The sequence below is a fragment of the Micromonospora sp. LOL_025 genome (genome assembly GCF_048060285.1).
Classification (GTDB): domain Bacteria; phylum Actinomycetota; class Actinomycetes; order Mycobacteriales; family Micromonosporaceae; genus Micromonospora.
The window spans coordinates 64,404-87,686 of sequence record NZ_JBHMIR010000025.1 but is presented as its reverse complement, the minus strand read 5'-3'; the positions used below and the strand labels follow the sequence as shown (position 1 = coordinate 87,686).

Below are 23,283 nucleotides of genomic sequence, written 5' to 3'. Positions count from 1 at the left end.
TGACCCGGCCTGACGGCCTGACCCGGCCTGACGGCCTGACCTGCCCTGACGGCCTGACCTGCCCTGACGGCCTGACCTGCCCTGACGGCCTGACCTGCCCTGACGGCCTGACCCGGGCCGGCCCGACGACCCGCGCGACGACCCGCCCGGCCGACCCGACAAAGATCAACCCGAGCCGACCGACCCGTCCGGTCCGGGATCCTGACGCGAGCCGACCTGGTCGGCGTGCGTGCCCGGCAGCCCGCTGGAGCGCCTGCATCAACCTGAGGCCCGGCACCGAGGCCCGGCACCGAGGCCCGGCACCGAGGGCCGACACCGCGGGCCGACACCGCGGGCCGACACCGCGGGCGGGTGGGGTCAGGTCGGCCGGGTGCGGGTGAGGAGCCGGCGCAGGTGGGCCGGGGGATGGCCGAGGTGGTCCCGGACCACCCGGGTGAGGTGGGCCTGGTCGGCGAAGCCGTGCTCCGCCGCCACGGCGCGCAGCGGCCGTGCGTCCTCGGCGAGGGCGTCCAGGACGGCCCGCACCCGCAGCCGGTTCCGGTAGGCGGTGAGGCTGCTGCCGGTGACCCGGTGGAACACCCGGCTCAGGTGGTGCGGGGAGACGCCCACCTTCCGGGCCACCTCGTCGAGGCCGAGCGAGAAGTCGCCGGCGGTGAGCACCTCGCGCGCCCGGTCGGCCAGGCGACGGTGGGCGGCCTGGGTGGCGGGCCGCCGGCCGACCGCGCGGGCCAGGTCCGCCTCCGGCGGTTCGGTACGGGCGTCGGCGAGGCCGAGCACCCCGTCGAGGAAGCGGTGCAGCCGCTCCGCCATCTCGAAGCGGTCCAGCCCCCGCCGGAACTCTGCGATGAGCAGCCGGTGTGCCAGGTCGAGCGCCGCGTCGGAGGTGCCCTCCCAGCCGGCGGTCTCCAACCAGCGGGTTCCGTCCGGGCGTTCGGCCAGCACCGCCGGGTCGACCTGCACGCAGGTGTACGAGTCGCCGCAGCCCAGCGGGTGGGACACGGACATCTCGTCGCCCGGTCGGGTGAGCAGCACCGAGGTGGCGTCCGAGAACGCCGTACGACCGTTTAGCCGCCGCCGGTAGGCCCCCGACCGCCCGAGGATGAGGTTGTAGAACCTCTCGACGACGGGTTCGGTCCAGCCGTGGCTCTCGACGATGCAGCGCACCTCGTAGATCAGGATCCCCTCCGGATGCCCCAGCACCCGCCACCGGCCGGGCGTGGTCTTCCGGCGCGGGTCGCTGCCGACTCCCTCAGGCATCCGTTCCCCCCTCGGGTGGCCCTGCGCGGATTGTCGAGGATCCAACCTACGCGGGCGTGGTTCGTCCGACCGGAGAGATAGTGTCGACCGGTGGACCCCCCGTCCGACCGGGCGAGGGGTGATCGTCGTGTCGTCCGCTGGAAGTGATCACATGCTCACCGGTCTGTTCTCCGCCGCCCTGGCCGACCCGGGGCTGGCCCGGGCACGTGACCTGGCGCGCTCCGGTGCCGCGCAGGTCGACGGCCTCGACATCACCGCGCCGCCCGCGCTGCGCCCGTTCGCGGTCGCCGCCGTCGCGGCCGACCAGGCCGGCGACGGCGGGTCGGGAGGCGGCGCGGGCCGTCCGGTGCTCGCCGTGACCGCCACCACCCGCGAGGCCGACGACCTGGCCGCCGCGCTGGGCAGCCTGCTCCCGCCCGAGCAGGTGACGGTCTTCCCGTCGTGGGAGACGCTGCCGCACGAGCGCCTGTCGCCCCGCTCCGACACGGTCGGCCGGCGTCTGGCCGTGCTGCGCAGGCTGGCGCACCCCGGGTCGGCTGACGCGCACGGGCGCACCGGCCCGCTGCGGGTGGTCGTGGCGCCCGTCCGGTCGTTGCTGCAACCGCAGCTCAAGGGGCTCGGCGACCTGGAGCCGGTGCAGCTCGCCGCCGGGGGAGAGGCCGACCTGGAGGAGGTCGCCCGCCGGCTCATCGACATGGCGTACGCGCGGGTCGACCTGGTCACCAAACGGGGCGAGTTCGCCGTGCGCGGCGGCATCCTCGACATCTTCCCGCCCACCGACGAGCACCCGTCGCGGGTCGAGTTCTGGGGCGACGAGGTGGAGGAGATCCGCACCTTCGCCGTCGCCGACCAGCGCACCATCGAGCAGGTGCCGCAGCTCTGGGCGCCGCCGTGCCGGGAGCTGCTGCTCACCCCGTCGGTGCGCAAGCGGGCCGCCGCCCTCGCCGAGGAGCACCCGGAGCTGGCCGAGATCCTCGACAAGCTGGCCGAGGGCATCCCGGTGGAGGGCATGGAGTCCCTCGCCCCGGCGCTGATCGGCGCCGACTCGATGGAGCTGCTGCTGGACGCCATGCCGGCCGGCACCCACGTGCTGCTGTGCGACCCGGAGCGCATCCGCACGCGGGCGCACGACCTGGTGCGTACCTCCGACGAGTTCCTCCAGGCGAGCTGGGCCGCGGCCGCCGTCGGTGGCCAGGCCCCGGTCGACCTCGGCGCCGCCGCCTTCCGGACCCTGGCCGAGGTACGCGCCGTCGCGGCGAAGCTGCGCCAGCCCTGGTGGACGCTGTCCCCGTTCGGCCTGGTGGAGGCGGACGCCGTCCCCGCGCGGCAGCCCTGGGAGGACGGGCCGGAGGCGTACGACGTCACGCCCGACGACGCGATCGCGGTGACCCTCTCCGCGCAGCCTGCCCCGCTCTACCACGGCGAGACCGCCCGGGTGGTCGACGACCTCAAGCGCTGGACCGGGGAGGGCTGGTCGGTCGCGCTGGTCTTCGAGGGGCACGGTCCCGCCCAGCGGGCCGTCGAGGTGCTCCGCGACGCCGGCCTCGGCGCGCGGCTGACCGAGGAGATCCCGGCCGCGCCCGCCCCCGGCGAGGTGCTGGTCGCCTGCGGCAGCCTGACCGGCGGCTTCGTCGACGAGGCGTCCCGGTTCGTGCTGCTCACCGGCAACGACGTCACCGGCGGGCGGGGCACCTCCACCCGCGACATGCGCAAGATGCCGAGCCGGCGGCGCAACACCATCGACCCGCTGGAACTCAAGGCCGGCGACCACGTCGTGCACGAGCAGCACGGCATCGGCCGCTATGTCGAGCTGGTGCAGCGCACCGTCAACGGCGCCTCGCGGGAATACCTGGTCATCGAGTACGCCCCGAGCAAGCGGGGCCAGCCCGGCGACCGGCTCTTCGTCCCCACCGACCAGCTCGACCAGCTCTCCCGCTACGTCGGCGGCGAGCAGCCCACCCTGCACAAGATGGGCGGCTCGGACTGGCAGAAGTCCAAGGCCCGGGCCCGCAAGGCGGTCAAGGAGATCGCCGCCCAGCTCATCCAGCTCTACGCGGCCCGCAAGGCGTCGAAGGGGCACAACTTCGGCCCCGACACGCCGTGGCAGCGGGAGCTGGAGGACGCCTTCCCGTGGCAGGAGACGCCGGACCAGCTCGCCGCCATCGAGGAGGTCAAGCGGGACATGGAGCAGACCGTCCCGATGGACCGGCTGATCTGCGGCGACGTCGGCTACGGCAAGACGGAGATCGCGGTCCGGGCGGCGTTCAAGGCGGTGCAGGACGGCAAGCAGGTGGCGGTGCTGGTCCCCACCACGCTGCTGGTGCAGCAGCACTACAACACGTTCGCCGAGCGGATGAGCCAGTTCCCGGTGACCATCAAGCAGCTCTCCCGCTTCCAGACGCCCAAGGAGGCCGAGCGGACCCTGGAGATGGCCGCCGCGGGCACCGCCGACATCGTCATCGGCACCCACCGGCTGCTCCAGGCGGCCACCCGGTTCAAGTCGCTCGGCCTGGTCATCGTCGACGAGGAGCAGCGCTTCGGCGTCGAGCACAAGGAGCACCTGAAGACGATGCGCGCCTCGGTCGACGTGCTGAGCATGTCGGCCACCCCGATCCCGCGCACCCTGGAGATGGCGATCACCGGCATCCGGGAGATGTCCACCATCGCCACCCCGCCGGAGGAGCGGCACCCGGTGCTGACCTTCGTCGGGGCGTACGACGAGCGGCAGGTGGCGGCCTCCATCCACCGTGAGCTGCTCCGCGACGGGCAGGTCTTCTACCTGCACAACCGGGTCGAGTCGATCGACAGGATGGCCCGGAAGCTGCGCGAGCTGGTGCCCGAGGCGCGGGTCGCGGTGGCGCACGGCCAGATGGGCGAGGAGGCCCTGGAGAAGGTCATGGTCGGCTTCTGGGAGAAGGAGTTCGACGTGCTGGTCTGCACCACGATCGTGGAGTCCGGCATCGACATCCCCAACGCCAACACCCTGATCGTGGAGCGGGCCGACCTGCTCGGCCTGGCCCAGCTGCACCAGATCCGCGGCCGGGTCGGCCGGGGCCGGGAGCGGGCGTACGCGTACTTCCTCTACCCGCCGGAGAAGCCGCTCACCGAGCACGCCCACGAGCGGCTGGCGACCATCGCCCAGCACACCGAGCTGGGCGCCGGCATGTACGTGGCGATGAAGGACCTGGAGATCCGGGGCGCCGGCAACCTGCTCGGCGGCGAGCAGTCCGGGCACATCGAGGGCGTCGGCTTCGACCTGTACGTGCGGATGGTCGGCGAGGCGGTCTCCGCGTTCAAGGGAGAGCGCCCGGAGGAGGAGACCGAGGTCAAGGTCGACCTGCCGGTCGACGCCCACCTGCCGCACGACTACGTCGGCGTGGAGCGGCTGCGCCTGGAGATGTACCGCAAGCTCGCCGAGGCCCGCGACGAGGAGCGGCTGCGCGAGGTGGTCGCCGAGATGACGGACCGCTACGGCGAGCCGCCCGCGCCGGTGCAGAACCTCGTCGCCGTGGCCCGGTTCCGGCTGCTGGCCCGCCGGTACGGCCTCGCCGACGTCTCCATGCAGGGCAAGCACATCCGGTTCGGCCCGTTGCCGCTGCCCGACTCGAAGCAGCTGCGGCTCAAGCGCTACCACCCGGACTCGGTCTACAAGCAGGCCCTCGACCAGGTCAGCGTGCCCCGGCCGAGCACCCGGCGGGTCGGCGGCGAGCCGATGCGCGACCAGGCCCTGCTGGAGTGGTGCGCCCAGCTGCTGAAGGACGTGCTGGGCGAGCCGGCGAAGGTGGGAGCCTCCGCCCGGTGAGCGGCGATCGACGATGGCTGGCCGGCAGCCGGCGAGCGACCAGGGGGCGGCGACCCGGGCCGGCACGGGACGGACGCGCGGGAAGACCGGTGGGCGGTGTCACGGCGGCCCCGGGCGGCATGAGAGAGTGACCGACATGCGTGCTCGCCGTCTTGTCGCCGTCGCCAGCGTGGCGCTCGGCCTCGTCGCCCTCTCCGGTTGCCGTGCCGAGCCCGGTGTCGCCGCCTACGTCGGTGACCTGCGGATCACCGAGGATGCCGTCACCGGGGTCGTCGACGACCTGCGGGCCAAGAACCCGACGCCGACGGGGCAGCCCGAGGCGCCCGAGGGGCAACCCCCGGCGCAGGTGCCGCAGCTGCCCGACCGTGGCCAGGTCGTCAGCATGCTGGTGCTGGCCGAGGTCTGCGAGCGGGTCTCCGCGGACAAGAACTACCAGGCACGCGGGCAGGTCGCGCCGGAGCAGCTCGCCCAGCAGCTGGGCCTGTCGCCCGACACCGGCTACGTGCGCCGGACCGCCGAGCTCTACAACTGCCTGTCGGGGGTGCCGACCGGTGCGCCGGCCGAGCCGACCGCGCAGGATCTGAAGGACGTGGTGGCGGCGGGCCGCAAGGCGGGCGCCATCCCGGCCGACGTGCCCGACGAGGCGGCCGCCCGCCAGCTCGACGGCGAGCAGCTGCGCGGCGCGCTGGCCACCCGCAAGTCGCTGGCCGAGGCGGTCGCCGCGTACGACGTGACGGTCAACCCCCGCTACCGCCCGCTGGAGTTTCCGGTGCTGAGCTTCTCCGGCAACGCGCCGGCCGTGAGCGTGCCGCTGGGCGAGGCCGGCTCCGGCGCGGTCACCGACGTCTCCACCCCCGATCCGCTGCCCACCTCCGGGCCGCAGGCGGCCGGCGGGACCCACAGCTGAGCATGCCCGCCCGGATCGTCCTGCTCGTCACCTCGCCCCGGCTGCCGGCCGGGCTGCTGACCGCCGCCGCGTGGGACGTCGTACGCCGGCATCCGGTGCTGGCGGGGGCGGAGAGCGAGCTGACGACGGCGGTCCGCGCGGCGGGCGCCGAGGTCACGGTGGTCGACGGCCGGGCGACGCAGGCGCTGCTCGACGCGGCGGCGACGCACGACGTCGCGGTGTGGCTGGCCGGCCCGGCCGGCGACGAGTCGCTGGCCCGCGAGCTGGGCCTGCGGCTGGCCCGCGAGCCCGGCCTGGCCGAGCTGGAGCTGATGTACGGCTCCTGGGACCCGCCGGGCGCCCGGCTGCTCGACGCGGTGGCGGTGATGGACCGGCTGGCCTCCCCGGGCGGCGACCCCTGGAAGCGCGCGCAGACCCACCGCAGCCTCGCCGGCTTCCTGTTGGAGGAGTGCTACGAGGCGTACGACGCGATCAGCGCCGGGGACACCGACGCGCTGCGCGAGGAGCTGGGCGACGTGCTGCTCCAGGTGGTGCTGCACGCCCGCCTCGCCGAGGAGCTGCCCGAGGGGGAACGGTGGACCGTCGACGACGTGGCCGGCGGGCTGGTCGACAAGATGGTCCGGCGCAACCCGCACGTCTTCGCCGACGCGGCGACGGGCACCCTGGAGGAGATCGAGGCGAGCTGGGAGCGGATCAAGCGGGCCGAGAAGGCGCGTGACTCGGTGCTCGACGGCATCGCGCTGAGCCAGCCCGCCCTCGCCCTGGCCGCCAAGATCCTGGAGCGCGCCGGGCGGGTCGGCCTCGCCGTACCGCCGCCCCTCGCCGATTCCCAGGTGGACCCGGAGGCACGGCTCGGCGCGAGCCTGCTCGCCTCGGTCGCGGCTGCCCGCGAGGCGGGCCTGGACCCGGAGGCGGCCCTGCGCCGCGCCGCCCTGGCCTACGCGGACGCGGTCCGCGCCGCCGAAAAGGCCTGAGTCGACCCGGTAGGGTCGGCGGGTGGAATCGTTTGTGCCGCTCGCGGAGCGGATCGTCGACGCGTTGCTTCAGAGCCGGCCGGGGCTAGCGACCTCCACCGGCGACCACCGGTACGACGACCGGCTGCCGGACCTCTCCGCCGAGGCGGTCGCGGCCGACCGGACAATGCTCAAGGAGGCCGCGGACGCGCTCGCCGAGCTGGACCCGGACGCCCTGGACGTCGAGGAGCGCGTCGACCACGCGCTGCTCACCTCGTTCGTGGACCGGGAGCTGTTCGAGTCCGGCGACATCCGCGCGCACGAGTGGGACCCGCTGCGGCACAACCCCGGGCCGCTGCTGCACGCGCTGCTCGCCCGCCCGTACGCCCCGGTGGACGTGCGGCTGACCAGCCTGGCCGGTCGGCTCGCCGCCGTACCGGACGCGCTGGCGACCGCGCGCGCGACGCTGCGCGACATGCCGCGCATCCACGCCGAGACGGCGGTCGGGCAGTTCACCGGCACGGCGGCGCTCATCCGCGACGAGGTGCCGGGGCTGCTCGCGCAGGCCCCCGCCCTGTACGACCGGGTCGAGCCGGCAGCCACCGCGGCGATCGCGGCGCTGGAGGAGTTCGTCGCGTGGCTGCGTCAGGGCCTGGCCGCCGACGCCGGCCCCGGGCGGGACCCGCGGCTGGGCCGTCGCCGCTGGGAGGCGCGGCTGTGGCACACCCTCGACACCGAGCTGGGCGCCGCCGAGATCCAGCGCCGGGCCTGGGCCAACCTGGACCGGGTCGGCGAGGAGATCCGCGCGGCGGCCGTCGAGCTGGTCGGCGGCCCCGCCGACGACGAGACGGTACGCCGGGCGCTGGACCTGCTGGCCGCCGAGCACCCGGACGACCACACGATCGTGGACCTCGCCTCGGTCACCCTGGACGAGGCGACCGACTTCGTGCGCGCCCACGACCTGGTCACCCTGGTCGACGACCCGTGCGTGATCCAGGAGATGCCCCAGTTCGCCCGGGGCGTGGCGGTCGCCTACTGCGACTCGCCCGGCCCGCTGGAGACGGCGGACGTGCCGACCTTCTACTGCATCGCGCCCACCCCGACGGACTGGCCCGCGCACCGGGTGGAGTCGTTCTACCGCGAGTACAACGACCACATGATCCGCAACCTGACGGTGCACGAGGCGATGCCGGGGCACTTCCTCCAGCTCGCCCACGCCCGCCGGCACGTCGGCCCCACCCGCGTACGCGCGCTGACCGAGTCGGGCCCCTTCATCGAGGGCTGGGCGGTCTACACGGAGGAGCTGATGGCCGGCCTCGGCTTCGGCGGCCTGCCGGTGCGGTTGCAGCAGCTCAAGATGCAGCTCCGGATGACCATCAACGCGCTGCTGGACCAGCTCGTGCACTGCGAGGAGCTGCCGGAGGCCGAGGCGATGGCGCTGATGACCGGGCGGGGCTTCCAGGAGGAGGGGGAGGCGGCCGGCAAGTGGCGGCGCGCGCTGCTCACCTCGACGCAGCTCTCGACGTACTTCGTCGGTTACAGCGAGGTGGCCGCGATCGCCGCCGCCCGCCCGGCCGGCGTGTCGGTGCGCGAGTGGCACGACGCGATGCTCGCCCACGACTGCCCGCCCCCGCGCCACCTGCGGACCCTGCTGGGCGTGTGACGCGGGGCGGCGGCCCGGTGCCGGGCACCGGACCCGCCGACGGGTCGGTCACGAGCTGGCCGGGCGGCGGTCCACGACGCCGGCGTCGGGCGGCAGGTCGAACACGGTGCCGTCGACCGTCTCGCGGTAGCGGCTCAGCGCCAGCTCGACCTGGCGGCCGTCGACCTGGCCGGTGAAGCTGCCCAGCACCCCGTCGGTGGTCACGCAGGCGGTGAAGTCCCCGGCCGACTGCGTCACGTCGACGCAGGTGGCGTGGTGGCCGGCGAGGGTGGTGTCGCTCTGCTCGATCACCGCCTCCGGATCGAGCGCGGCGGTGGTGAGCAGCCCCACCACGATCGGCGGCGTGACCAGTCCCCGCTGCTTGGCCTCGGTGAACATGGTCACCGTGGGCTTCGCGTTGGGCGCGGGCGGTGCCTCCAGGGTGCAGGTCGCGCGGCCGGCGCCGGTCTCGCAGCGGGTCGTCGCCTCCGGGGTGACGGTGAGCTTGCCGCCGGGCCAGGTGTACGCGGAGCGGGCCGGATCCTGGGCCTGGGCGATGGTGGCGGTCTGCCCGCCGGGGAGCTGGTAGTCGGCGGAGTAGGTCAGCTCCAGGGCCCGGTCGAGCCGGGCGGCCAGGTCGTTCACCAGGTCGGACCGCCCGATCGCCCGGCCGGCGTCGTCGAGGGTCTGGCAACCGGTCACCGTGAGCGACGCGATGACCGACACGGCGAGCATGCGGAGGGTGGTCGAGGCGGCGGGCATGGCGACCAGCCTCGCCGATCAAGTCAACCGCGCGCAAACCCGTTGCCGGTTGAGGCACGAGAATCCGGGAATGTCCGTGTAAAGCACTGCCCGGAGGCAGGTTTCGGGTCGGGCCGGCGAGCGCCCGGACCGCCCGCGTCCGAGCGTCGCCCGATACGCTGCGTTCAACAACTGCCTCAGCCGCACCGTCGCGGCCCATACCGGACCGGAACACACAAACGAGGAGCGACTCAGTGGCAACCATCGAGGGAATCGTCGCGCGGGAGATTCTGGACTCGCGGGGCAACCCGACCGTCGAGGTCGAGGTCGGGCTCGACGACGGCACGATCGCCCGGGCGGCGGTGCCCTCCGGCGCCTCCACGGGCGCCTTCGAGGCGATCGAACTGCGCGACGGTGACGCCGACCGCTACCAGGGCAAGGGTGTCGAGAAGGCGGTCTCGAACATCGAGGACAAGATCGTCGACGAGCTGATCGGCTACGAGGCCAGCGAGCAGCGGCTGATCGACCAGAAGATGCTCGACATCGACGGCACGGACAGCAAGTCCGAGCTGGGCGCGAACGCCATCCTCGGGGTCTCCCTGGCGGTGGCCAAGGCGGCGGCCGGCAGCGCCGAGCTGAGCCTCTTCCGCTACCTGGGCGGCCCGAACGCGCACCTGCTGCCGGTGCCGATGATGAACATCCTCAACGGTGGCGCGCACGCGGACTCGAACGTCGACATCCAGGAGTTCATGATCGCGCCGATCGGCGCGCCCAGCTTCCGTGAGGCGCTGCGCTCCGGCGCGGAGGTCTACCACGCGCTGAAGTCGGTGCTGAAGAAGAAGGAGCTCTCCACGGGCCTCGGCGACGAGGGCGGCTTCGCGCCGAACCTGCCCACCAACGCCGCCGCCCTGGACCTGATCGCCGAGGCGGTGGAGAAGGCCGGCTACCGGCTCGGCACCGACATCGTCTTCGCGCTCGACGTGGCCGCCACGGAGTTCTTCGACAACGGCACCTACACCTTCGAGGGCACCGCGAAGAGCGCCGAGGAGATGAGCAACTACTACACCAAGCTCGCCGGCGACTACCCGATCGTGTCGATCGAGGACCCGCTGGCCGAGGACGACTGGACCGGCTGGCAGACGCTGACCGCCTCGCTCGGCGACCGCATCCAGATCGTCGGCGACGACCTGTTCGTCACCAACCCGCAGCGCATCGCCCGCGGCATCGCCGAGAAGGCCGCCAACGCGGTCCTGGTGAAGGTCAACCAGATCGGTTCGCTGACCGAGACCCTGGACGCGGTGGACCTGGCCCACCGGGCAGGCTTCAAGTGCATGATGAGCCACCGCTCCGGCGAGACCGAGGACACCACCATCGCCGACCTGGCGGTGGCCACGGGCTGCGGCCAGATCAAGACCGGCGCCCCGGCCCGCTCGGACCGGGTCGCGAAGTACAACCAGCTCCTGCGGATCGAGGAGGAGCTGGCCAACGCGGCGCGGTACGCCGGTGCCGGCGCCTTCCCGCGCTACCGTTCCGCCTGAGACGCGCGAGGCCTCGGGGGAGGGGTGTGACGATGCAGCAGCGCCGCACACCGGGCGGTCAGCGCCCCGCCCGCCGGCCGGGTCACACCGGCCGGCCGGGCGGGGCCCGGGGCGCCCGGACGTCGGTCCGCGAGGGCGGTGTCCGCGCGGAGCCGCGGGCCACGGCCGGTCGCGCGCCGGGGGCGGCCCGGGGCGCGGAGGGCGTACGCTCCGCGAGCCGGCCCGCCGCGGCCCGTCGTACGGCCGCCGGCACCGTCAAACGGCTCTCCGCACCCCGCTCCCGGGGCTTCACCGGGCGGGCCACCGTGCTCTTCGCGGTGCTGATCGCGCTCGCCCTGGCCTACACCTACCCGGTGCGCGTCTACCTGGACCAGCAGGCCGACATCGAACGGATGGAGGCCGCGCAGGCCGCCCAGCGGGAGGCGATCGAGGAACTCTCGGAGCGGGCGGCCAAGTGGCAGGACCCGGAATACATCAAGATCCAGGCCAGGGAGCGGTTCTTCATGGGGCCCCCGGGCGAGACGCTGCTGGTGGTGCTCTCCGACCCGGCGGGCGCCGCCCGCGACGCCGGTTCGTCCGCGGCCCCGTCGGCGCCGGTCACCCCCGCTTCCTGGTACGACACCCTCTGGTCGAGCGTGCAGGCCGCCAACGGCGAGCAGCCCGACAGGTGAGCAACACCCGAGCATCGAACGAGAGATCAGCATCGTGACTGTCGTACCACCGCAGGAGCCGGCGGCGGACTCCGTACCCCCGCCGTTGCGCGAACCGGCCACCGAGGCCGACCTGGCCGCGGTGGCCGCGCAGCTCGGACGTCCGCCCCGGGGCACCCGGGCCGTGGCCCACCGCTGCCCCTGTGGCCTGCCGGACGTGGTGGAGACGACCCCGCGCCTGGCCGACGGCACCCCCTTCCCGACGCTGTTCTATCTGACCTGCCCCCGGGCGACGGCGGCGTGCAGCCGGCTGGAGTCGGCGGGGCTGATGAAGGAGATGGCGGACCGGCTGGCCGCCGACCCGGAGCTGGCCGCGCACTACCGCGCCGCGCACGAGGACTACCTGGCCCGCCGGGACGCGATCGGCGAGGTCCCGGAGATCGCCGGCATCTCCGCCGGCGGGATGCCCGGCCGGGTGAAGTGCCTGCACGTGCACCTCGGGCACGCGCTCGGGGCCGGGCCCGGGGTGAACCCGTTCGGTGACGAGACGCTGGAGCTGGTGGAGAAGTGGTGGGCGGCCGGGCCCTGCGTGGACGTGCCGGTGGCGGACTGACCATGGCGGGCGCGGACGGGGGCGTGGCGGGGGCCGACGAGGTCGTGGTGCGGCGGGCCCGCACCTCGGACGTGCGCGGCATCCGGCGGCTCGTCGACACCTACACCGACGACCGGCGGCTGCTCAGCAAGGCCACCGTGACCCTCTACGAGCACGTGCAGGAGTTCCGGGTCGCGGTCCGTGCCGGCGACGGCGCGGTGGTCGGCTGCGGCGCGCTGCACGTGATGTGGGAGGACCTGGCCGAGATCCGGACGGTGGCGGTCGACCCCTCCTGCCGGGGGCGCAAGCTCGGCCACCGGATCGTCGCGAAGCTGATCGACGGCGCCCGTGAGCTGGGAGTGGCCCGGATCTTCGTGCTCACCTTCGAGACCCGGTTCTTCGGCTCGTTCGGGTTCACCGAGATCGACGGCGCGCCCGTGCCGCAGCCGGTCTACGAGCAGCTCCTGCGCTCCTACGACGAGGGCGTCGCCGAGTTCCTCGACCTGGAACGGGTCAAGCCGAACACCCTCGGCAACACCCGGATGCTGCTGCGCCTCTGACTCAGCTCCGGCGCGGGTGGGCGGCGAAGAAGTCCCAGACGAGTTCGGTGGCGACGAGGCCCGCGTCGGGGGCGGCCAGCTCGCCGGTCGGCGCACCCGGCCACGAGTGCCCCATGTCCGGCAGGGTGTAGACGGTGACGTCGCTGCCGTCGCCGCACCGCGCGTCGGTGCGGGTGACCCGCGGCGCGCCCACCGGCGGTGCGACGGTCCTCGGTGTGCAGCGCAGCCGCCGCTGCCAGGTCCGTACGCCCTCGCCCCCGGCCGGCACACCACCACGACGCTCGGCGGGCCGTCGGGATCAGCATCTCCTCGGCGTCCGAGCACGCGGGCGCGTTGCGGGCGGCCGGCCTGGTCAGCAGCGTGCGGGACGGCGGGGCGGTGCTGCACCGGTTGACGCCGCTCGGCGTCGAACTGCTCGGCCGCGTCGACGTCCTGCCGCCCGCCCCCGCCTGACGTAGGGTTGCTGCCGTGACGACGCGTGTGGCCGCCATCGACTGCGGGACCAACTCGATCCGACTGCTGGTCGCCGACCTGCCCGACGCCTCGGCGGGTCCGGAGGCGCCGCTGGTCGACCTGAGCCGGCGGATGGAGATCGTCCGCCTCGGCCAGGGCGTCGACAAGACGGGGCGGCTCGCCCCGGAGGCGATCGAACGCACCCGGGTCGCGCTGTCCTCCTACGCCGCCGAGATCGAGAAGCTGGGCGCGGAGCGGGTCCGGATGTGCGCCACGTCGGCGTCGCGGGACGCCTCCAACGCCGCCGAGTTCCGCGAGATGGTCGAGCGGACCCTCGGGGTCGCGCCCGAGGTGGTGACCGGCGACGAGGAGGCGCGGCTCTCCTTCACCGGCGCGGTGCGCGGGCTGCCCGCCGACGCGCGCGAGCCGTACCTGGTCATCGACATCGGCGGCGGCTCGACCGAGTTCGTCGTCGGCACCCGCGCGGGCGGCGTCGAGGCGGCCATCTCGATGGACATCGGCTGTGTCCGGATGACCGAGCGGCACCTGCACGGGGACCCGCCGGGGCTGGACGAGATCGCCGCCGCGCAGGCCGACATCGCGGTCGCGGTGGAGCGGGCGCTGGAGGCCGTGCCGGGCCGGCAGGCCGCCACGCTGGTCGGGCTCGCCGGGTCCGTCACCACCGTGGCCGCGATCGCCGAGGGCCTCCAGGAGTACGACCCGGGCCGTATCCACCACGCCCGGGTCTCGCACGACGCGGTGGCCGACGTGACCGCCGACCTGCTCGGCAGGAGCCGGGAGCAGCGGCTGGCCATCCCGGTGATGCACCCGGGCCGGGCGGACGTGATCGGGGCGGGTGCCCTGGTGCTCCGGGTGATCATGGAGAGGGCCGGGATGGACTCGGTGGTCGCCTCCGAGCACGACATCCTCGACGGCATCGCCTGGTCGCTGGCCTGAGCCGCGCAGGAGGCCTGGCGAACCTGGAGACCTGCTCCACGACGGAGGTGGGGGTGGGCCCGATGACCTGGCTCACCCCGCAGCGGGTCGAACGCGGGTGGACCAGCAGGGACGCCGGCGACCCGACTGCGGACGGGGGGTGCCGGTATGTTCTCGCCATGCTCGCCGATCCCGATCAGCTGTTGCCCCGTCCGGTGCTGTGCGTGCTCGGCGCCGGCCTGGACTTCGACGCGGTGGGCAGGGTCGCGGCCGAGACGGGAGCCGCGGCCGGCTTCACGCTCGACGAGGAGTACTCCGAACGGGCGCACGACCCGCGGATGTCCTACGCGTTCGAGGCGAGCCTGGCCGGAGCCAGCTTCACCGACGCCGACTGGGCGGCGGTGGAGGCGCACGACAGCGTCGCGTACGTGCTGTCCCGGCCCCTGCGGGCCTTCACGATGCCACCTCAGATGTTGCGGCCGACGCTGCTGGAGGTCTCGCGCGCGACGCTGGCCGTGTCGGCCGCACTCCTGCGCTCCGGTGCCACCGCCGTGAAGAACGAGAGCAACGGTGTCGCGCACGGCCGGGACCGCTGGCTCTCCCTGGCCGACGAAGCGGCCGCCGCGACGACGGACGCGGAGCTGGCCGGCGTGCTGTACCGCGCCACGGTCAAGCGACCGATCCGCGCCGGCCAGTCGTCGTACAGCTGCGGCATGCATCTGCTCGGCGCGCCCGACGTGGAACTCCTGACTACCGACGGCGGGGTCGAGGAGCGCGTCACCCTGCTGGACACGCTGGCGCTGTACCTCCTGACCGACGAGCGGGCGGCGGAGATGGCCGACGGCGAGGGGTTCCGCCTCACCGCCGACTCCCCGCGTTGGCTGCTGGAGCACCGCCCGGACGACCGCCACGAGACCGACGACCTCTTCCACAATCCGCTCGGCTACTGGCGTCTGACACCCGCCTGAGCGAAACACCCTCACCCCGCGCGGCGCGTTCCTTTGACGGTACTGCGCATTGCGCACTCGTGTGCATTGCGTGGACACCACACAACTGCTGAAGGGCGTGCTGGATCTCGCGGTCCTCGCCGTGCTCCGCGAGGAGGACGGCTACGGCTACGACATCCTGCGCCGGCTGCGCGACGCCGGGTTGGAGGAGGTCGGCGACGCCTCGGTCTACGGCACGCTGCGTCGGCTCTACGCCGCCGGCCTGCTGACCACCTACGTCGTGCCGAGCGAATCCGGCCCGCACCGCAAGTACTACTCCCTCAACGCCGCCGGCCGGGACCAGCTCACCCGCTCCGGCAAGCTCTGGCGCTCGTTCGCCACCACCATGGACGCACTGCTCGACGATCGGGGGATGGCGGCATGACCGTCACGGAGCAGGAGATCGCGGACTACGCCGCACGGGTCCGGGCCGCGCTGGCCGACCTGCCGCCGGCACACCGCGACGAGTTGACCGAGGACCTGCCGGAGCACCTCGCCGAGGTCGCCGCCGAGGCCGACGGCTCGCTGGTCGACCGGCTCGGCGAGCCCGAGGCGTACGCGGCCGAGCTGCGCGCCGCCGCCGGGGTCGGCGCCGCCACCACCGGCGGGCGCCGCAACCGTCGCCTCGGCGTCGCCGTGGACCGGTTCCGCGCGCGGGCGCACCGCTGGGACGTGCAACTCGGGCCGCCCCTCGGGTACGCCACGGCCAGCGAGTTCCTCCGGCTGCTCCGGCCGGCGTGGTGGGTGCTGCGGGGCTACCTGGCCGCCATGCTCGTCACGGTGATCACGACCGGCGACACGTTCGGTGTGCTGCCCGAGCTCAACGGCAGCCTGCTGGCGGGCCTGGTGCTGCTCGCGGGCAGCGTGCTCGCCTCGATCTGGCTCGGTCACCACACACCGGGCCTGACCCGGCCCAAGCGGCGGATGCTGCACGTCGGCACGGCGGTGCTGGTGATCTTCGGGTTGGTCGGCCTGGCGGACATGAACGACCGGGTCGGCTCCGGCGACCTCGGCTACGAGCAGATCTCGATCGACGGCCGGTACGACCACATCCGGGACGTCTTCGTCTACGACCGGGAGGGCCGGCTGGTGGAGAACGCCCGGCTCTTCGACCAGAACGGCGACCCGATCCGGCTCGGCCACCCGACCTGCCTGGCCGTGGGGGATCCGAACAGGATCGGCAACCCCCTGCTGTTCACCTATCCGTACTGCCCGCGGCAGGCGCCCTTCGCGCCCCGCGTGCCGGCCGGTTCCGAGCCCTGGACGGGCGTGCCGCCGCTGCCGGCGCCCCCCACCTCGGGCGCGCCGACCGAATCCGCGCCCGCCCCGGGCGGCAGCCTGAGCCCGGGATCCACGCCGACGGATGCGCCGACGACTGCGCCGACCGCCACGCCGGCCCCGAGCCGGACGTGAAAAGGATCATGGAATGAACCTGGGAAATAGCTGAACGGATGAGTCCAGCGGGGCAACGGCTGTCGGTCCCGGTCGCTACGGTGTCGTCTGCTCACTCACCCCCCGGAAGGAAAACGCGTGTCAGAGCAGGTCGCACCGCCCCCCGCGTCGGACGCCGCCCAGCCCCCGTCGGCCGTCCAGGCGCCGCCCCCGGCGGAGCCCCAGGCCGAGAAGTCCGGTTCCAAGAAGCTGCTCGGCATCGTGGGCGCGATCGTCGTGTTCCTGGTCGTCGTGGGCCTCAAGTTCGGCATCGGCTCGGCGATCGGCAACTTCTTCAACAAGGACGAGACCGCTGAGGCCAAGGTCGGCGACTGCATCGCCGAGCTGCCCGAGGTGACCGGCACCAAGGAGGAGAAGGTCGACGGCGCGAAGGTCGTCGAGTGCACCGCCACCGACGCCGTCTACAACGTGGTCGGCCGCGTCGACGGGCAGACCCAGGCGCAGGCCCGCTCCGGCGAGGCGTGCGGCCAGTACATCAAGGAGGGCCAGGAGGGCTACGTCTACTACAGCATCGAGCCGGGCAAGACCGGCTACCTGCTGTGCCTGACGAAGAAGGCCTGATCCCCCGGCACGACAGGACCGTCGACGGCGGCGCGGACATCGTCCGCGCCGCCGTCGACGTCCGTGGGTACAGGTGGCGAACAGGAGGTGTATGCCACTGTTCCGGCGTCTTCCCCGGGGCGCTCACGGCGTGGCAGGCTACCGACACGTAGCAACACTGTGCGACCAGCCAACGATGACTGACCGCTAGGAGGACGGCCGATGGGCGAGATGGTGAGCTACCGCGGCAACGGGGGGACGGGCGAGGGGTATCTCGCGATACCCTCCGGCGGTGCGACCAGCCCTGCGGTCATCGTCATCCAGGACTGGTGGGGACTGGTCCCGCACGTCCGGGCGGTCGTGGACCGCTTCGCGGAGGCCGGTTTCGTCGCCCTGGCCCCGGACTTCCGCCACGGCGGCCCGGCCAGCAAGCCGAGCGAGCCCCGGCAGATGCTGAACAGCGCGCAGATGGACGAGGCGGCGGCGGACATCGCCGGCGCGGCGGACTACCTTGCCGGGCGGCCCGAGGTCGCCGGCAAGGTGGGCTGCGCGGGCTTCTGCGCCGGGGCGAGCCTGGCCCTCTGGGCGGCGACCCGTTCCGAGCGGATCGTCGCCACCGCCGCCTTCTACCCCCGGCTGCCGTGGGACGGGATGCGCCCCGAGTGGCCCGACTACGCGGGCAAGGCGGCACTCATCCACTGCTCCGAAGAGGACGGCACCTCCGCCGCCGACGGCGTACGCACCGTCCGTCGCGCCGTCGAGACCTCCGGCGGCACCTGTCAGACCTACGACTACCCCGGCACCTCGCACGCCTTCTTCAACGAGGACCGGCCGGAGAACTTCGACCAGCGCGCCGCCGCCACCGCCTGGGCCCGCACCCTCGAACTCTTCCGGGCCAAGCTTGGCTGAGCCCCGTACGCCCGACGAGGTGGTCGCCCGCGCCGCGCGGGCGACCGACCTGGCCGACCTCGACGCCGCCGTCAGCGACTGCTTCGCCTGCCCACGGCTGCTGCGGTGGCGGGAGGAGGTGGCCCGCGTCCGCCGGGCGGCCTTCCGGGACCATGAGTACTGGGGCCGGCCGGTGCCCGGGCTCGGCGTCCCCGACGCGCGCATCGCCATCCTCGGCCTGGCGCCCGCCGCGCACGGCGGCAACCGCACGGGCCGCATCTTCACCGGCGACCGCTCCGGCGACGTCCTGTTCGCCGCGCTGCACCGGGCCGGGCTGGCCAACCAGCCGACCAGCGTCGCCGCCGACGACGGGCTGACCCTGCGCGACCTGCGGATCTTCTCCGCCGTGCGCTGCGCCCCGCCGGACAACAAGCCGACCCCGCAGGAGCGGGACACGTGCGCGCCGTGGCTGCATCGCGAGGTGGCGCTGATCCGGCCCACCCTGCGCGTCGTGGTCGCGCTGGGCGCGTTCGCCTGGGCCTCGTGGTGGCCGGTGCTGCGCCAGGTGTACGGTCTGCGCCCGCCCAGCCCGCGACCGGCGTTCGGCCATGGGGCACACTGGTCCGGCACGGGCGCACCGGAGCTGCTCGGCTGCTACCACGTCAGCCAGCAGAACACCTTCACCGGGCGGCTGACACCAGGGATGCTGGACGATGTGTTCGCCCGGGCGAAGCAACTGGCCGGGGTGGACTGAGGCGCGGGGGCGGTGGCGATGACGGACGTGACGCGTCGGCCCGTGCGACCCGCCCCGGTGGCCCGGAGGTAGCTCTCGATGGAACTCAGCGTCCTGCGCAGGTGGTGGCCGGTCGCGGCGGTGGTGCTCCTGCTGGCCGTCGCCGCGCTGTCGTCCGCCCACTCGTCGATCGGCGCCAGCCGCATCCCGCCCGCCGCCGACAGCATCCCCTACATTCCGGAGTATCCGACCGCCGAGCCGGTCCCCTCGATCCCCGTCGAGCCGCGGGACACCGCCGAGACCACCGGGACGCGGATCCCGAAGTGGCTCGTCACCGCCGTCGTCGTGCTGCTCGGGCTGGCCCTGCTCGGCGCGTTCGGCTACCTCACCTGGACGCTGGTCCGGGGCGCGATGCGGCGCACCACCCGGGCGCTGCCGACCAGGCGGCCCCGGCGTACGCCCGAGGGCACCGCCCGCGAGGTGGCCGCTGCCCTCGACGCCGGCCTGGAGGAGCTGGACGACCGGGACACCGACCCCCGCACGGCGGTGATCGCCTGCTGGGTGCGCCTGGAGGAGGCCGCCGCCGGGGCGGGCGTGCCCCGGCTGGCCGGTGACACTCCCACCGACCTGGTCACCCGCCTGCTGCGGGGCGACCCCTCGGCGGGGATCCCGGCGATCGCCAGCGCCGACGTGCTGGCCGAGTTCGCACACGTCTACCGCGAGGCCCGGTACGCCACCCGGGAGGTCGACGAGCGCACCCGCGACCAGGCCCGGGCGGCGCTGCGTCGACTGCGCGGCGAGTTGACCGCCGTGGTCGCCGCCGACGACGTCGAGGTGCCCGCGTGACCGGGACCGGGGCGCGGTCTCTGCCGGCCCGACATGGCGAGGTGGCGCGGTGAGCAGCACCAGCATCGACGACCTGCTGAGCTTCGAGGAGGAGCGGCCGGCGCCCGCCGAGCGGTCCCGGGGCGGGCGGGCCGGTCGGGTGTTCCGCACCCTGGCCGGCGTCGTGGCGGTCGTGGTGGTGCTGGTCGCCGGCCTACGCGTGGTGGGTCTCCGGGTCTCCCTTCCGGTCCTCGTGGCCGGCGTGGTCGCGCTGTTCCTGGTGCGCCGGGTCGTCGCCGCCCTCGCGCCCCCACCCCCGCCCCGCTCCGGCGGTCGGGTGCCGGCCGCCGGCGACGACGGCACCTGGAACTGGGGCGCCCGGGACGCGCTGCGCGCCGCGATCAACGGCTGGGAACGGCCGCTGGACTGGGCCGGGCGGGACCGGGAGCGGTTCGCCGGGCGGATCCTGCCCCGGATCGGCGAGCTGGCCGACGAGCGGCTGCGCCAGCGCCACGGCCTGACCCGCGAATCCGACCCGGAGCGGGCCCGTGCCCTGCTCGGCGACCGGCTCTGGGCCTTCCTCAGCACCCCCTCCCGCCGCCCCCCGTCGCCGCGCGACCTCGCGGCGATCGTCGCCGAACTGGAGAAGATATGAACGACGTGGACCGCAGCATGCCCGCCGCCGAGGTCGGCCACCTCGCCCGGTCGGTGCTGGAGGCGGTCGGTCAGGTCGTGGTCGGCAAGCGGGACGCGCTGGAGCTGGTCCTCGCCGGGATCCTGGCCGGTGGGCACGTGCTGCTGGAGGACCTGCCGGGCCTCGGTAAGACGCTGACCGCGCGGTCCTTCGCGCAGGCGCTCGGGCTGGACTTCCGCCGGCTCCAGTTCACCCCCGACCTGCTGCCGGCCGACGTGACCGGTTCGTTCCTGTACGACCAGCGCAGCGGCGAGTTCGCGTTCCGGGCCGGGCCGGTCTTCACCAACCTGCTCCTCGCCGACGAGATCAACCGGACCCCGCCGAAGACCCAGTCGGCCCTGTTGGAGGCGATGCAGGAGAAGCAGGTCTCGGTGGAGGGCGTGACGTACAAGCTGGACGAGCCGTTCCACGTGCTGGCCACCGCCAACCCCATCGAGTACGAGGGCACCTATCCGCTGCCGGAGGCGCAGCTCGACCGGTTCCTGCTCCGGGTCTCCTTCGGCTACCCGGAAGCCGAGGAGGAGTGGGAGGTGCTGCGCCGGCGGATGGCCCGCCGCCGCGAGGAGGCGGAGATCAAGCCGGTGGTCGACGCCGGGACGCTGCGCGCCATGCAGGCCGCGCTGGAGGACGTGGTCGTGGAGGACTCCATCGGCCGCTACATCGTCGCGCTGACCGCCGCCACCCGCGAGCACCCGTCGGTGCTGGTGGGCGCCTCGCCGCGCGGCTCGCTGGCGCTGCTGCTGCTGTCCCGCGTACGGGCCGTCATGGCCGGCCGCGACTACGTGGTGCCGGAGGACGTCAAGGAGGTCGCGGCGCCCGCCCTGGCGCACCGGATCACGCTGCGCCCGGAGATGTGGCTGCGCCGCGTCGATCCGTCCTTCGTGGTCGGCGAGGTGCTGGAGGCGACCCCGGCCCCCGCCAGCGGCGCGCTGCCCAGCTACGCCGCCGGGCACTGATGGTCGCGCCCGCCGTGTCGCCCCGCGAGTCGCCGCCGCAGGAGCCGGAGCCCGCGGCCGGGTGGGCGCCCACGTGGGCGCTCGGCCGGGCGGTCCTGCTCACTGGGCTGCTGCTGATCGCGGGGGTGCTGCTCGGCCGGGTCGACCTGGTCGTGCTGGCCGCCCCGTTCGCGATCGGCACCGCGTACGCGCTGCGCCGCCGGCCGACCGCCCTGCCACAGGTCTGGATCTCCGCCGACGAGGGCCACCTCGTCGAGGGCGGCGAACTCACCGGCACGGTCACCGTCGGCAACCCGGACCTGCTCGACTACGACGTGGCGGTGGTCCGCAGCCGGGTGTCGCCGTGGCTGCGGGTCGAGCGGGCGACGATCGCCGGGGCGACCGCGGCGTCCGGCACCGGCTCGGCGACGGCCCCGTCCGTCGCCGAGCGGCCCTTCGTGACCGCCGTCCCCAGGGCCGCGGCCGTGGACCTGGAGCTGACCGGCACCGCGCTGCGCTGGGGGCGGCACCCCATCGGCCCGGCGGGTGCCCGGGCGGCCGCCGCGCACGGGCTGCTGGTCTCCCGCGCCGTGATCGCCGAGCCGTCCCGGCTGCGGGTCTACCCGAAGACCGAGCCGTTCGACGCGGTGGAGGCGATGCCCCGGGCCGCCGGCCTGGTCGGCGCGCACCACTCGCGCCGGCCCGGCGAGGGCGGCGAGCTGGCCGGCGTACGGGTCTTCGCGCCGGGGGACCGGCTGCGCCGGATCGACTGGCGGGTCTCGCTGCGCGCCCGGCAACTGCACGTCGCGGCCACCCTCTCCGACCGGGACGCCGAGGTGGTGGTGCTGCTCGACGTGCTCGCCGAGGCGGGCCGCTCGGGAGGGGTGGCCGGTGCCGCCTCCGTACTGGACACCACGGTCCGGGCCGCCGCCGCGATCGCCGAGCACTACCTGCACCGCGGCGACCGGGTGTCGATGCTCGAGTACGGCCCGGCCGCGCGCCGGCTGCGCCCGGCCACCGGCCGCCGGCAGTACCTCACCGTCCTGGAGTGGCTGCTGGAGGTGCGGGCGGAGTCCTCGCCGCACGAGCCGTACGACCAGGTGTTCGGGCCGCAGCTGCTGTCGGCGGACGCGCTGGTGGTGGTCCTCACCCCGCTGCTCGACGAGCGGTCGGCGCAGATGCTGGCCCGGCTGGCCCGCTCCGGGAGATTCGTGGTCGCGGTGGACACCCTGCCGGCGGATCTCACCCCGCCGAAGGACCGGGGCTGGGCCGAGGTGGCGTACCGGCTGTGGCGGCTGGACCGGGACACGATGATCGGGCAACTGCGGGAGCACGGCGTGCCGGTGGTGCCCTGGGCCGGCGCGGGCAGCCTCGACCAGGTGCTGCGGGACGTGGCCCGCCTGGCGACCGCCCCGAGAGTGAACAACCGGTGAGCGCGAGGAACGCAGCGCAGCGGAGTCCCGCAGTCGCGAACGAGAGGCGGCACCGGTGAGCGCGAGGAACGCAGCGCAGCGGAGTCCCGCAGTCGCGAACGAGAGGCGGCACAGTTGAACGCCGTCACCGAACGGGTCCGGGCCCTGCGGTACGCCGCCGCCCGGATCAGCCTGACGCCGCTGCTGGTGCGCGCCGGCATCTTCCTCACCGTGCTGGTCGGCCTCGTGCTGGCGTACCCGTCACAGGTGCTCCTCGGCCGGCCGCTGCTCGCCCTCGTGGCGGTGGCGGTGCTGCCGGCGGTCGGGCCGCGCCGCGTCTGGCCGACCTTCGCGGCGCTGGTCACGGTCGGCGGCTGGCTGGTCGCCACCGACGGGTACGGCCGACCGATCGCCCTCTGGCGGCTGCTCGCCGTGGCGGCGGCGCTCTACCTCACCCACACCCTCTGCGCGCTGGCCGCCGTGCTGCCGTACGACGCGGTGGTCGACCCGGACCTGATCGTGCGGTGGCTGGCCCGGGCCGGTGGGGTGGTGCTGGGTACCTTCGTCCTCGGTGTGCTGTTGGTCGAGATCGGCGGGCTCGGGGGTGACGCCGGACACCAGGCGGCGACGGTGGTCGGTCTGCTCGTGGCGGTGGCGGTGGCGGCGTTGCTGGGGTGGCTGCTGCGCCGCAGGTGACAGCCCCTTCCGGGGGGGAAGTCGTGCAGGTCACAGGGGTTGTGCTCCGTCACAGAGAAGGGGCGCGAGCGGGATTAGCCGGGCCGCGCGG

Annotated in this window: 24 protein-coding genes; 21 read left to right on the top strand and 3 right to left on the bottom strand. The window is 74.2% G+C overall.

Annotation, left to right across the window (positions count from 1 at the left end; genetic code table 11):
* Positions 1-357: 357 nt before the first annotated feature.
* On the bottom strand, positions 358-1,257 hold the full coding sequence (locus ACFHW0_RS24865) for a helix-turn-helix domain-containing protein (RefSeq protein ID WP_416611277.1): 900 nt from the start codon (positions 1,255-1,257) through the stop codon (positions 358-360).
* A 151-nt stretch (positions 1,258-1,408) separates the two neighbouring features.
* Here ACFHW0_RS24865 and mfd point away from each other — a divergent pair, with 151 nt between their 5' ends.
* The 4 genes from mfd (at position 1,409) to ACFHW0_RS24845 (ending at position 8,582) form a co-directional block, all read left to right on the top strand.
* Positions 1,409-5,059, top strand: coding sequence for a transcription-repair coupling factor (mfd, locus tag ACFHW0_RS24860; RefSeq protein WP_416611275.1), 3,651 nt, complete (start codon positions 1,409-1,411; stop codon positions 5,057-5,059).
* A 136-nt stretch (positions 5,060-5,195) separates the two neighbouring features.
* Complete coding sequence (locus ACFHW0_RS24855) at positions 5,196-5,966, top strand: hypothetical protein (protein WP_416611274.1); 771 nt, start codon at positions 5,196-5,198, stop codon at positions 5,964-5,966.
* 2 nt (positions 5,967-5,968) lie between these two features.
* Positions 5,969-6,940: a nucleoside triphosphate pyrophosphohydrolase gene (locus ACFHW0_RS24850; protein WP_416611272.1), complete on the top strand. Its 972-nt coding sequence runs from the start codon at positions 5,969-5,971 to the stop codon at positions 6,938-6,940.
* 22 nt (positions 6,941-6,962) lie between these two features.
* Positions 6,963-8,582 carry a DUF885 domain-containing protein gene (locus tag ACFHW0_RS24845; RefSeq protein WP_416611270.1) on the top strand — a complete coding sequence of 540 codons (1,620 nt, stop codon included), beginning with the start codon at positions 6,963-6,965 and terminating at the stop codon, positions 8,580-8,582.
* Between the two features lie 48 nt (positions 8,583-8,630).
* Here the strand turns inward: ACFHW0_RS24845 and ACFHW0_RS24840 are convergent, their stop codons facing one another.
* Positions 8,631-9,323, bottom strand: a complete 693-nt coding sequence (locus tag ACFHW0_RS24840) for a hypothetical protein (RefSeq protein ID WP_416611268.1) — start codon at positions 9,321-9,323, stop codon at positions 8,631-8,633.
* 233 nt (positions 9,324-9,556) lie between these two features.
* Here ACFHW0_RS24840 and eno point away from each other — a divergent pair, with 233 nt between their 5' ends.
* From eno to ACFHW0_RS24820, 4 genes are read left to right on the top strand one after another with little or no spacing between them, the layout of a single operon-like run.
* Positions 9,557-10,840: a phosphopyruvate hydratase gene (gene eno / locus ACFHW0_RS24835; protein ID WP_416611266.1), complete on the top strand. Its 1,284-nt coding sequence runs from the start codon at positions 9,557-9,559 to the stop codon at positions 10,838-10,840.
* A gap of 32 nt (positions 10,841-10,872) precedes the next feature.
* Positions 10,873-11,511 carry an FtsB family cell division protein gene (locus tag ACFHW0_RS24830; RefSeq protein ID WP_121399056.1) on the top strand — a complete coding sequence of 213 codons (639 nt, stop codon included), beginning with the start codon at positions 10,873-10,875 and terminating at the stop codon, positions 11,509-11,511.
* Between the two features lie 34 nt (positions 11,512-11,545).
* Positions 11,546-12,103: a DUF501 domain-containing protein gene (locus ACFHW0_RS24825; protein ID WP_416611264.1), complete on the top strand. Its 558-nt coding sequence runs from the start codon at positions 11,546-11,548 to the stop codon at positions 12,101-12,103.
* 2 nt (positions 12,104-12,105) lie between these two features.
* Entirely contained in the window at positions 12,106-12,642 is a 537-nt protein-coding gene (locus ACFHW0_RS24820) for an amino-acid N-acetyltransferase (RefSeq protein ID WP_416611263.1), read from the top strand.
* Between the two features lies 1 nt (position 12,643).
* On the opposite strand, the gene ACFHW0_RS24815 is transcribed toward ACFHW0_RS24820, so the two are convergent.
* Complete coding sequence (locus ACFHW0_RS24815) at positions 12,644-12,835, bottom strand: hypothetical protein (protein WP_416611261.1); 192 nt, start codon at positions 12,833-12,835, stop codon at positions 12,644-12,646.
* Positions 12,836-12,855: 20 nt separating this feature from the next.
* Here ACFHW0_RS24815 and ACFHW0_RS24810 point away from each other — a divergent pair, with 20 nt between their 5' ends.
* From ACFHW0_RS24810 to ACFHW0_RS24750, 13 genes are all read left to right on the top strand, one after another.
* The gene (locus tag ACFHW0_RS24810; protein ID WP_416611258.1) at positions 12,856-13,095 is read left to right on the top strand and encodes a helix-turn-helix domain-containing protein; all 240 of its coding nucleotides are present in this window, start codon (positions 12,856-12,858) and stop codon (positions 13,093-13,095) included.
* 27 nt (positions 13,096-13,122) lie between these two features.
* Complete coding sequence (locus tag ACFHW0_RS24805) at positions 13,123-14,052, top strand: exopolyphosphatase (RefSeq protein WP_416611287.1); 930 nt, start codon at positions 13,123-13,125, stop codon at positions 14,050-14,052.
* 62 nt (positions 14,053-14,114) lie between these two features.
* Positions 14,115-14,999: a hypothetical protein gene (locus ACFHW0_RS24800; protein WP_416611256.1), complete on the top strand. Its 885-nt coding sequence runs from the start codon at positions 14,115-14,117 to the stop codon at positions 14,997-14,999.
* Between the two features lie 70 nt (positions 15,000-15,069).
* On the top strand, positions 15,070-15,402 hold the full coding sequence (locus ACFHW0_RS24795; RefSeq protein ID WP_089001967.1) for a PadR family transcriptional regulator: 333 nt from the start codon (positions 15,070-15,072) through the stop codon (positions 15,400-15,402).
* On the top strand, positions 15,399-16,430 hold the full coding sequence (locus ACFHW0_RS24790) for an HAAS signaling domain-containing protein (RefSeq protein WP_416611254.1): 1,032 nt from the start codon (positions 15,399-15,401) through the stop codon (positions 16,428-16,430). The genes ACFHW0_RS24795 and ACFHW0_RS24790 overlap by 4 nt, the downstream gene beginning before the upstream one ends.
* Before the next feature lie 117 nt (positions 16,431-16,547).
* A complete protein-coding gene (locus ACFHW0_RS24785; protein WP_416611252.1) occupies positions 16,548-17,030 on the top strand; it encodes an LppU/SCO3897 family protein in 483 nt (160 codons plus the stop codon).
* Between the two features lie 201 nt (positions 17,031-17,231).
* Positions 17,232-17,918, top strand: a complete 687-nt coding sequence (locus tag ACFHW0_RS24780; RefSeq protein WP_416611250.1) for a dienelactone hydrolase family protein — start codon at positions 17,232-17,234, stop codon at positions 17,916-17,918.
* Positions 17,919-17,937: 19 nt separating this feature from the next.
* On the top strand, positions 17,938-18,651 hold the full coding sequence (locus tag ACFHW0_RS24775; protein ID WP_416611285.1) for a uracil-DNA glycosylase: 714 nt from the start codon (positions 17,938-17,940) through the stop codon (positions 18,649-18,651).
* A gap of 78 nt (positions 18,652-18,729) precedes the next feature.
* Positions 18,730-19,476 carry a DUF4129 domain-containing protein gene (locus ACFHW0_RS24770; protein WP_416611248.1) on the top strand — a complete coding sequence of 249 codons (747 nt, stop codon included), beginning with the start codon at positions 18,730-18,732 and terminating at the stop codon, positions 19,474-19,476.
* Between the two features lie 49 nt (positions 19,477-19,525).
* Positions 19,526-20,110 carry a hypothetical protein gene (locus ACFHW0_RS24765; RefSeq protein ID WP_416611246.1) on the top strand — a complete coding sequence of 195 codons (585 nt, stop codon included), beginning with the start codon at positions 19,526-19,528 and terminating at the stop codon, positions 20,108-20,110.
* On the top strand, positions 20,107-21,105 hold the full coding sequence (locus tag ACFHW0_RS24760; protein WP_416611244.1) for an AAA family ATPase: 999 nt from the start codon (positions 20,107-20,109) through the stop codon (positions 21,103-21,105). Before ACFHW0_RS24765 ends, ACFHW0_RS24760 begins: the two co-directional genes overlap by 4 nt.
* Positions 21,105-22,517 carry a DUF58 domain-containing protein gene (locus tag ACFHW0_RS24755; protein ID WP_416611242.1) on the top strand — a complete coding sequence of 471 codons (1,413 nt, stop codon included), beginning with the start codon at positions 21,105-21,107 and terminating at the stop codon, positions 22,515-22,517. Before ACFHW0_RS24760 ends, ACFHW0_RS24755 begins: the two co-directional genes overlap by 1 nt.
* A gap of 114 nt (positions 22,518-22,631) precedes the next feature.
* Complete coding sequence (locus ACFHW0_RS24750) at positions 22,632-23,192, top strand: hypothetical protein (RefSeq protein ID WP_416611240.1); 561 nt, start codon at positions 22,632-22,634, stop codon at positions 23,190-23,192.
* The last annotated feature ends 91 nt before the right edge of the window (positions 23,193-23,283 follow it).

Coding starts and splice junctions, on each gene's coding strand:
- ACFHW0_RS24820 (WP_416611263.1), top strand. CDS start 12,106: ATGGCGGGCGCGGACGGGGGCGTGGCGGGGGCCGACGAGGTCGTGGTG.
- mfd (WP_416611275.1), top strand. CDS start 1,409: ATGCTCACCGGTCTGTTCTCCGCCGCCCTGGCCGACCCGGGGCTGGCC.
- ACFHW0_RS24830 (WP_121399056.1), top strand. CDS start 10,873: ATGCAGCAGCGCCGCACACCGGGCGGTCAGCGCCCCGCCCGCCGGCCG.
- ACFHW0_RS24855 (WP_416611274.1), top strand. CDS start 5,196: ATGCGTGCTCGCCGTCTTGTCGCCGTCGCCAGCGTGGCGCTCGGCCTC.
- ACFHW0_RS24840 (WP_416611268.1), bottom strand. CDS start 9,323: ATGCCCGCCGCCTCGACCACCCTCCGCATGCTCGCCGTGTCGGTCATC.
- ACFHW0_RS24850 (WP_416611272.1), top strand. CDS start 5,969: ATGCCCGCCCGGATCGTCCTGCTCGTCACCTCGCCCCGGCTGCCGGCC.
- ACFHW0_RS24865 (WP_416611277.1), bottom strand. CDS start 1,257: ATGCCTGAGGGAGTCGGCAGCGACCCGCGCCGGAAGACCACGCCCGGC.
- ACFHW0_RS24790 (WP_416611254.1), top strand. CDS start 15,399: ATGACCGTCACGGAGCAGGAGATCGCGGACTACGCCGCACGGGTCCGG.
- ACFHW0_RS24770 (WP_416611248.1), top strand. CDS start 18,730: ATGGAACTCAGCGTCCTGCGCAGGTGGTGGCCGGTCGCGGCGGTGGTG.
- ACFHW0_RS24780 (WP_416611250.1), top strand. CDS start 17,232: ATGGGCGAGATGGTGAGCTACCGCGGCAACGGGGGGACGGGCGAGGGG.
- ACFHW0_RS24755 (WP_416611242.1), top strand. CDS start 21,105: ATGGTCGCGCCCGCCGTGTCGCCCCGCGAGTCGCCGCCGCAGGAGCCG.
- ACFHW0_RS24800 (WP_416611256.1), top strand. CDS start 14,115: ATGACCTGGCTCACCCCGCAGCGGGTCGAACGCGGGTGGACCAGCAGG.
- ACFHW0_RS24760 (WP_416611244.1), top strand. CDS start 20,107: ATGAACGACGTGGACCGCAGCATGCCCGCCGCCGAGGTCGGCCACCTC.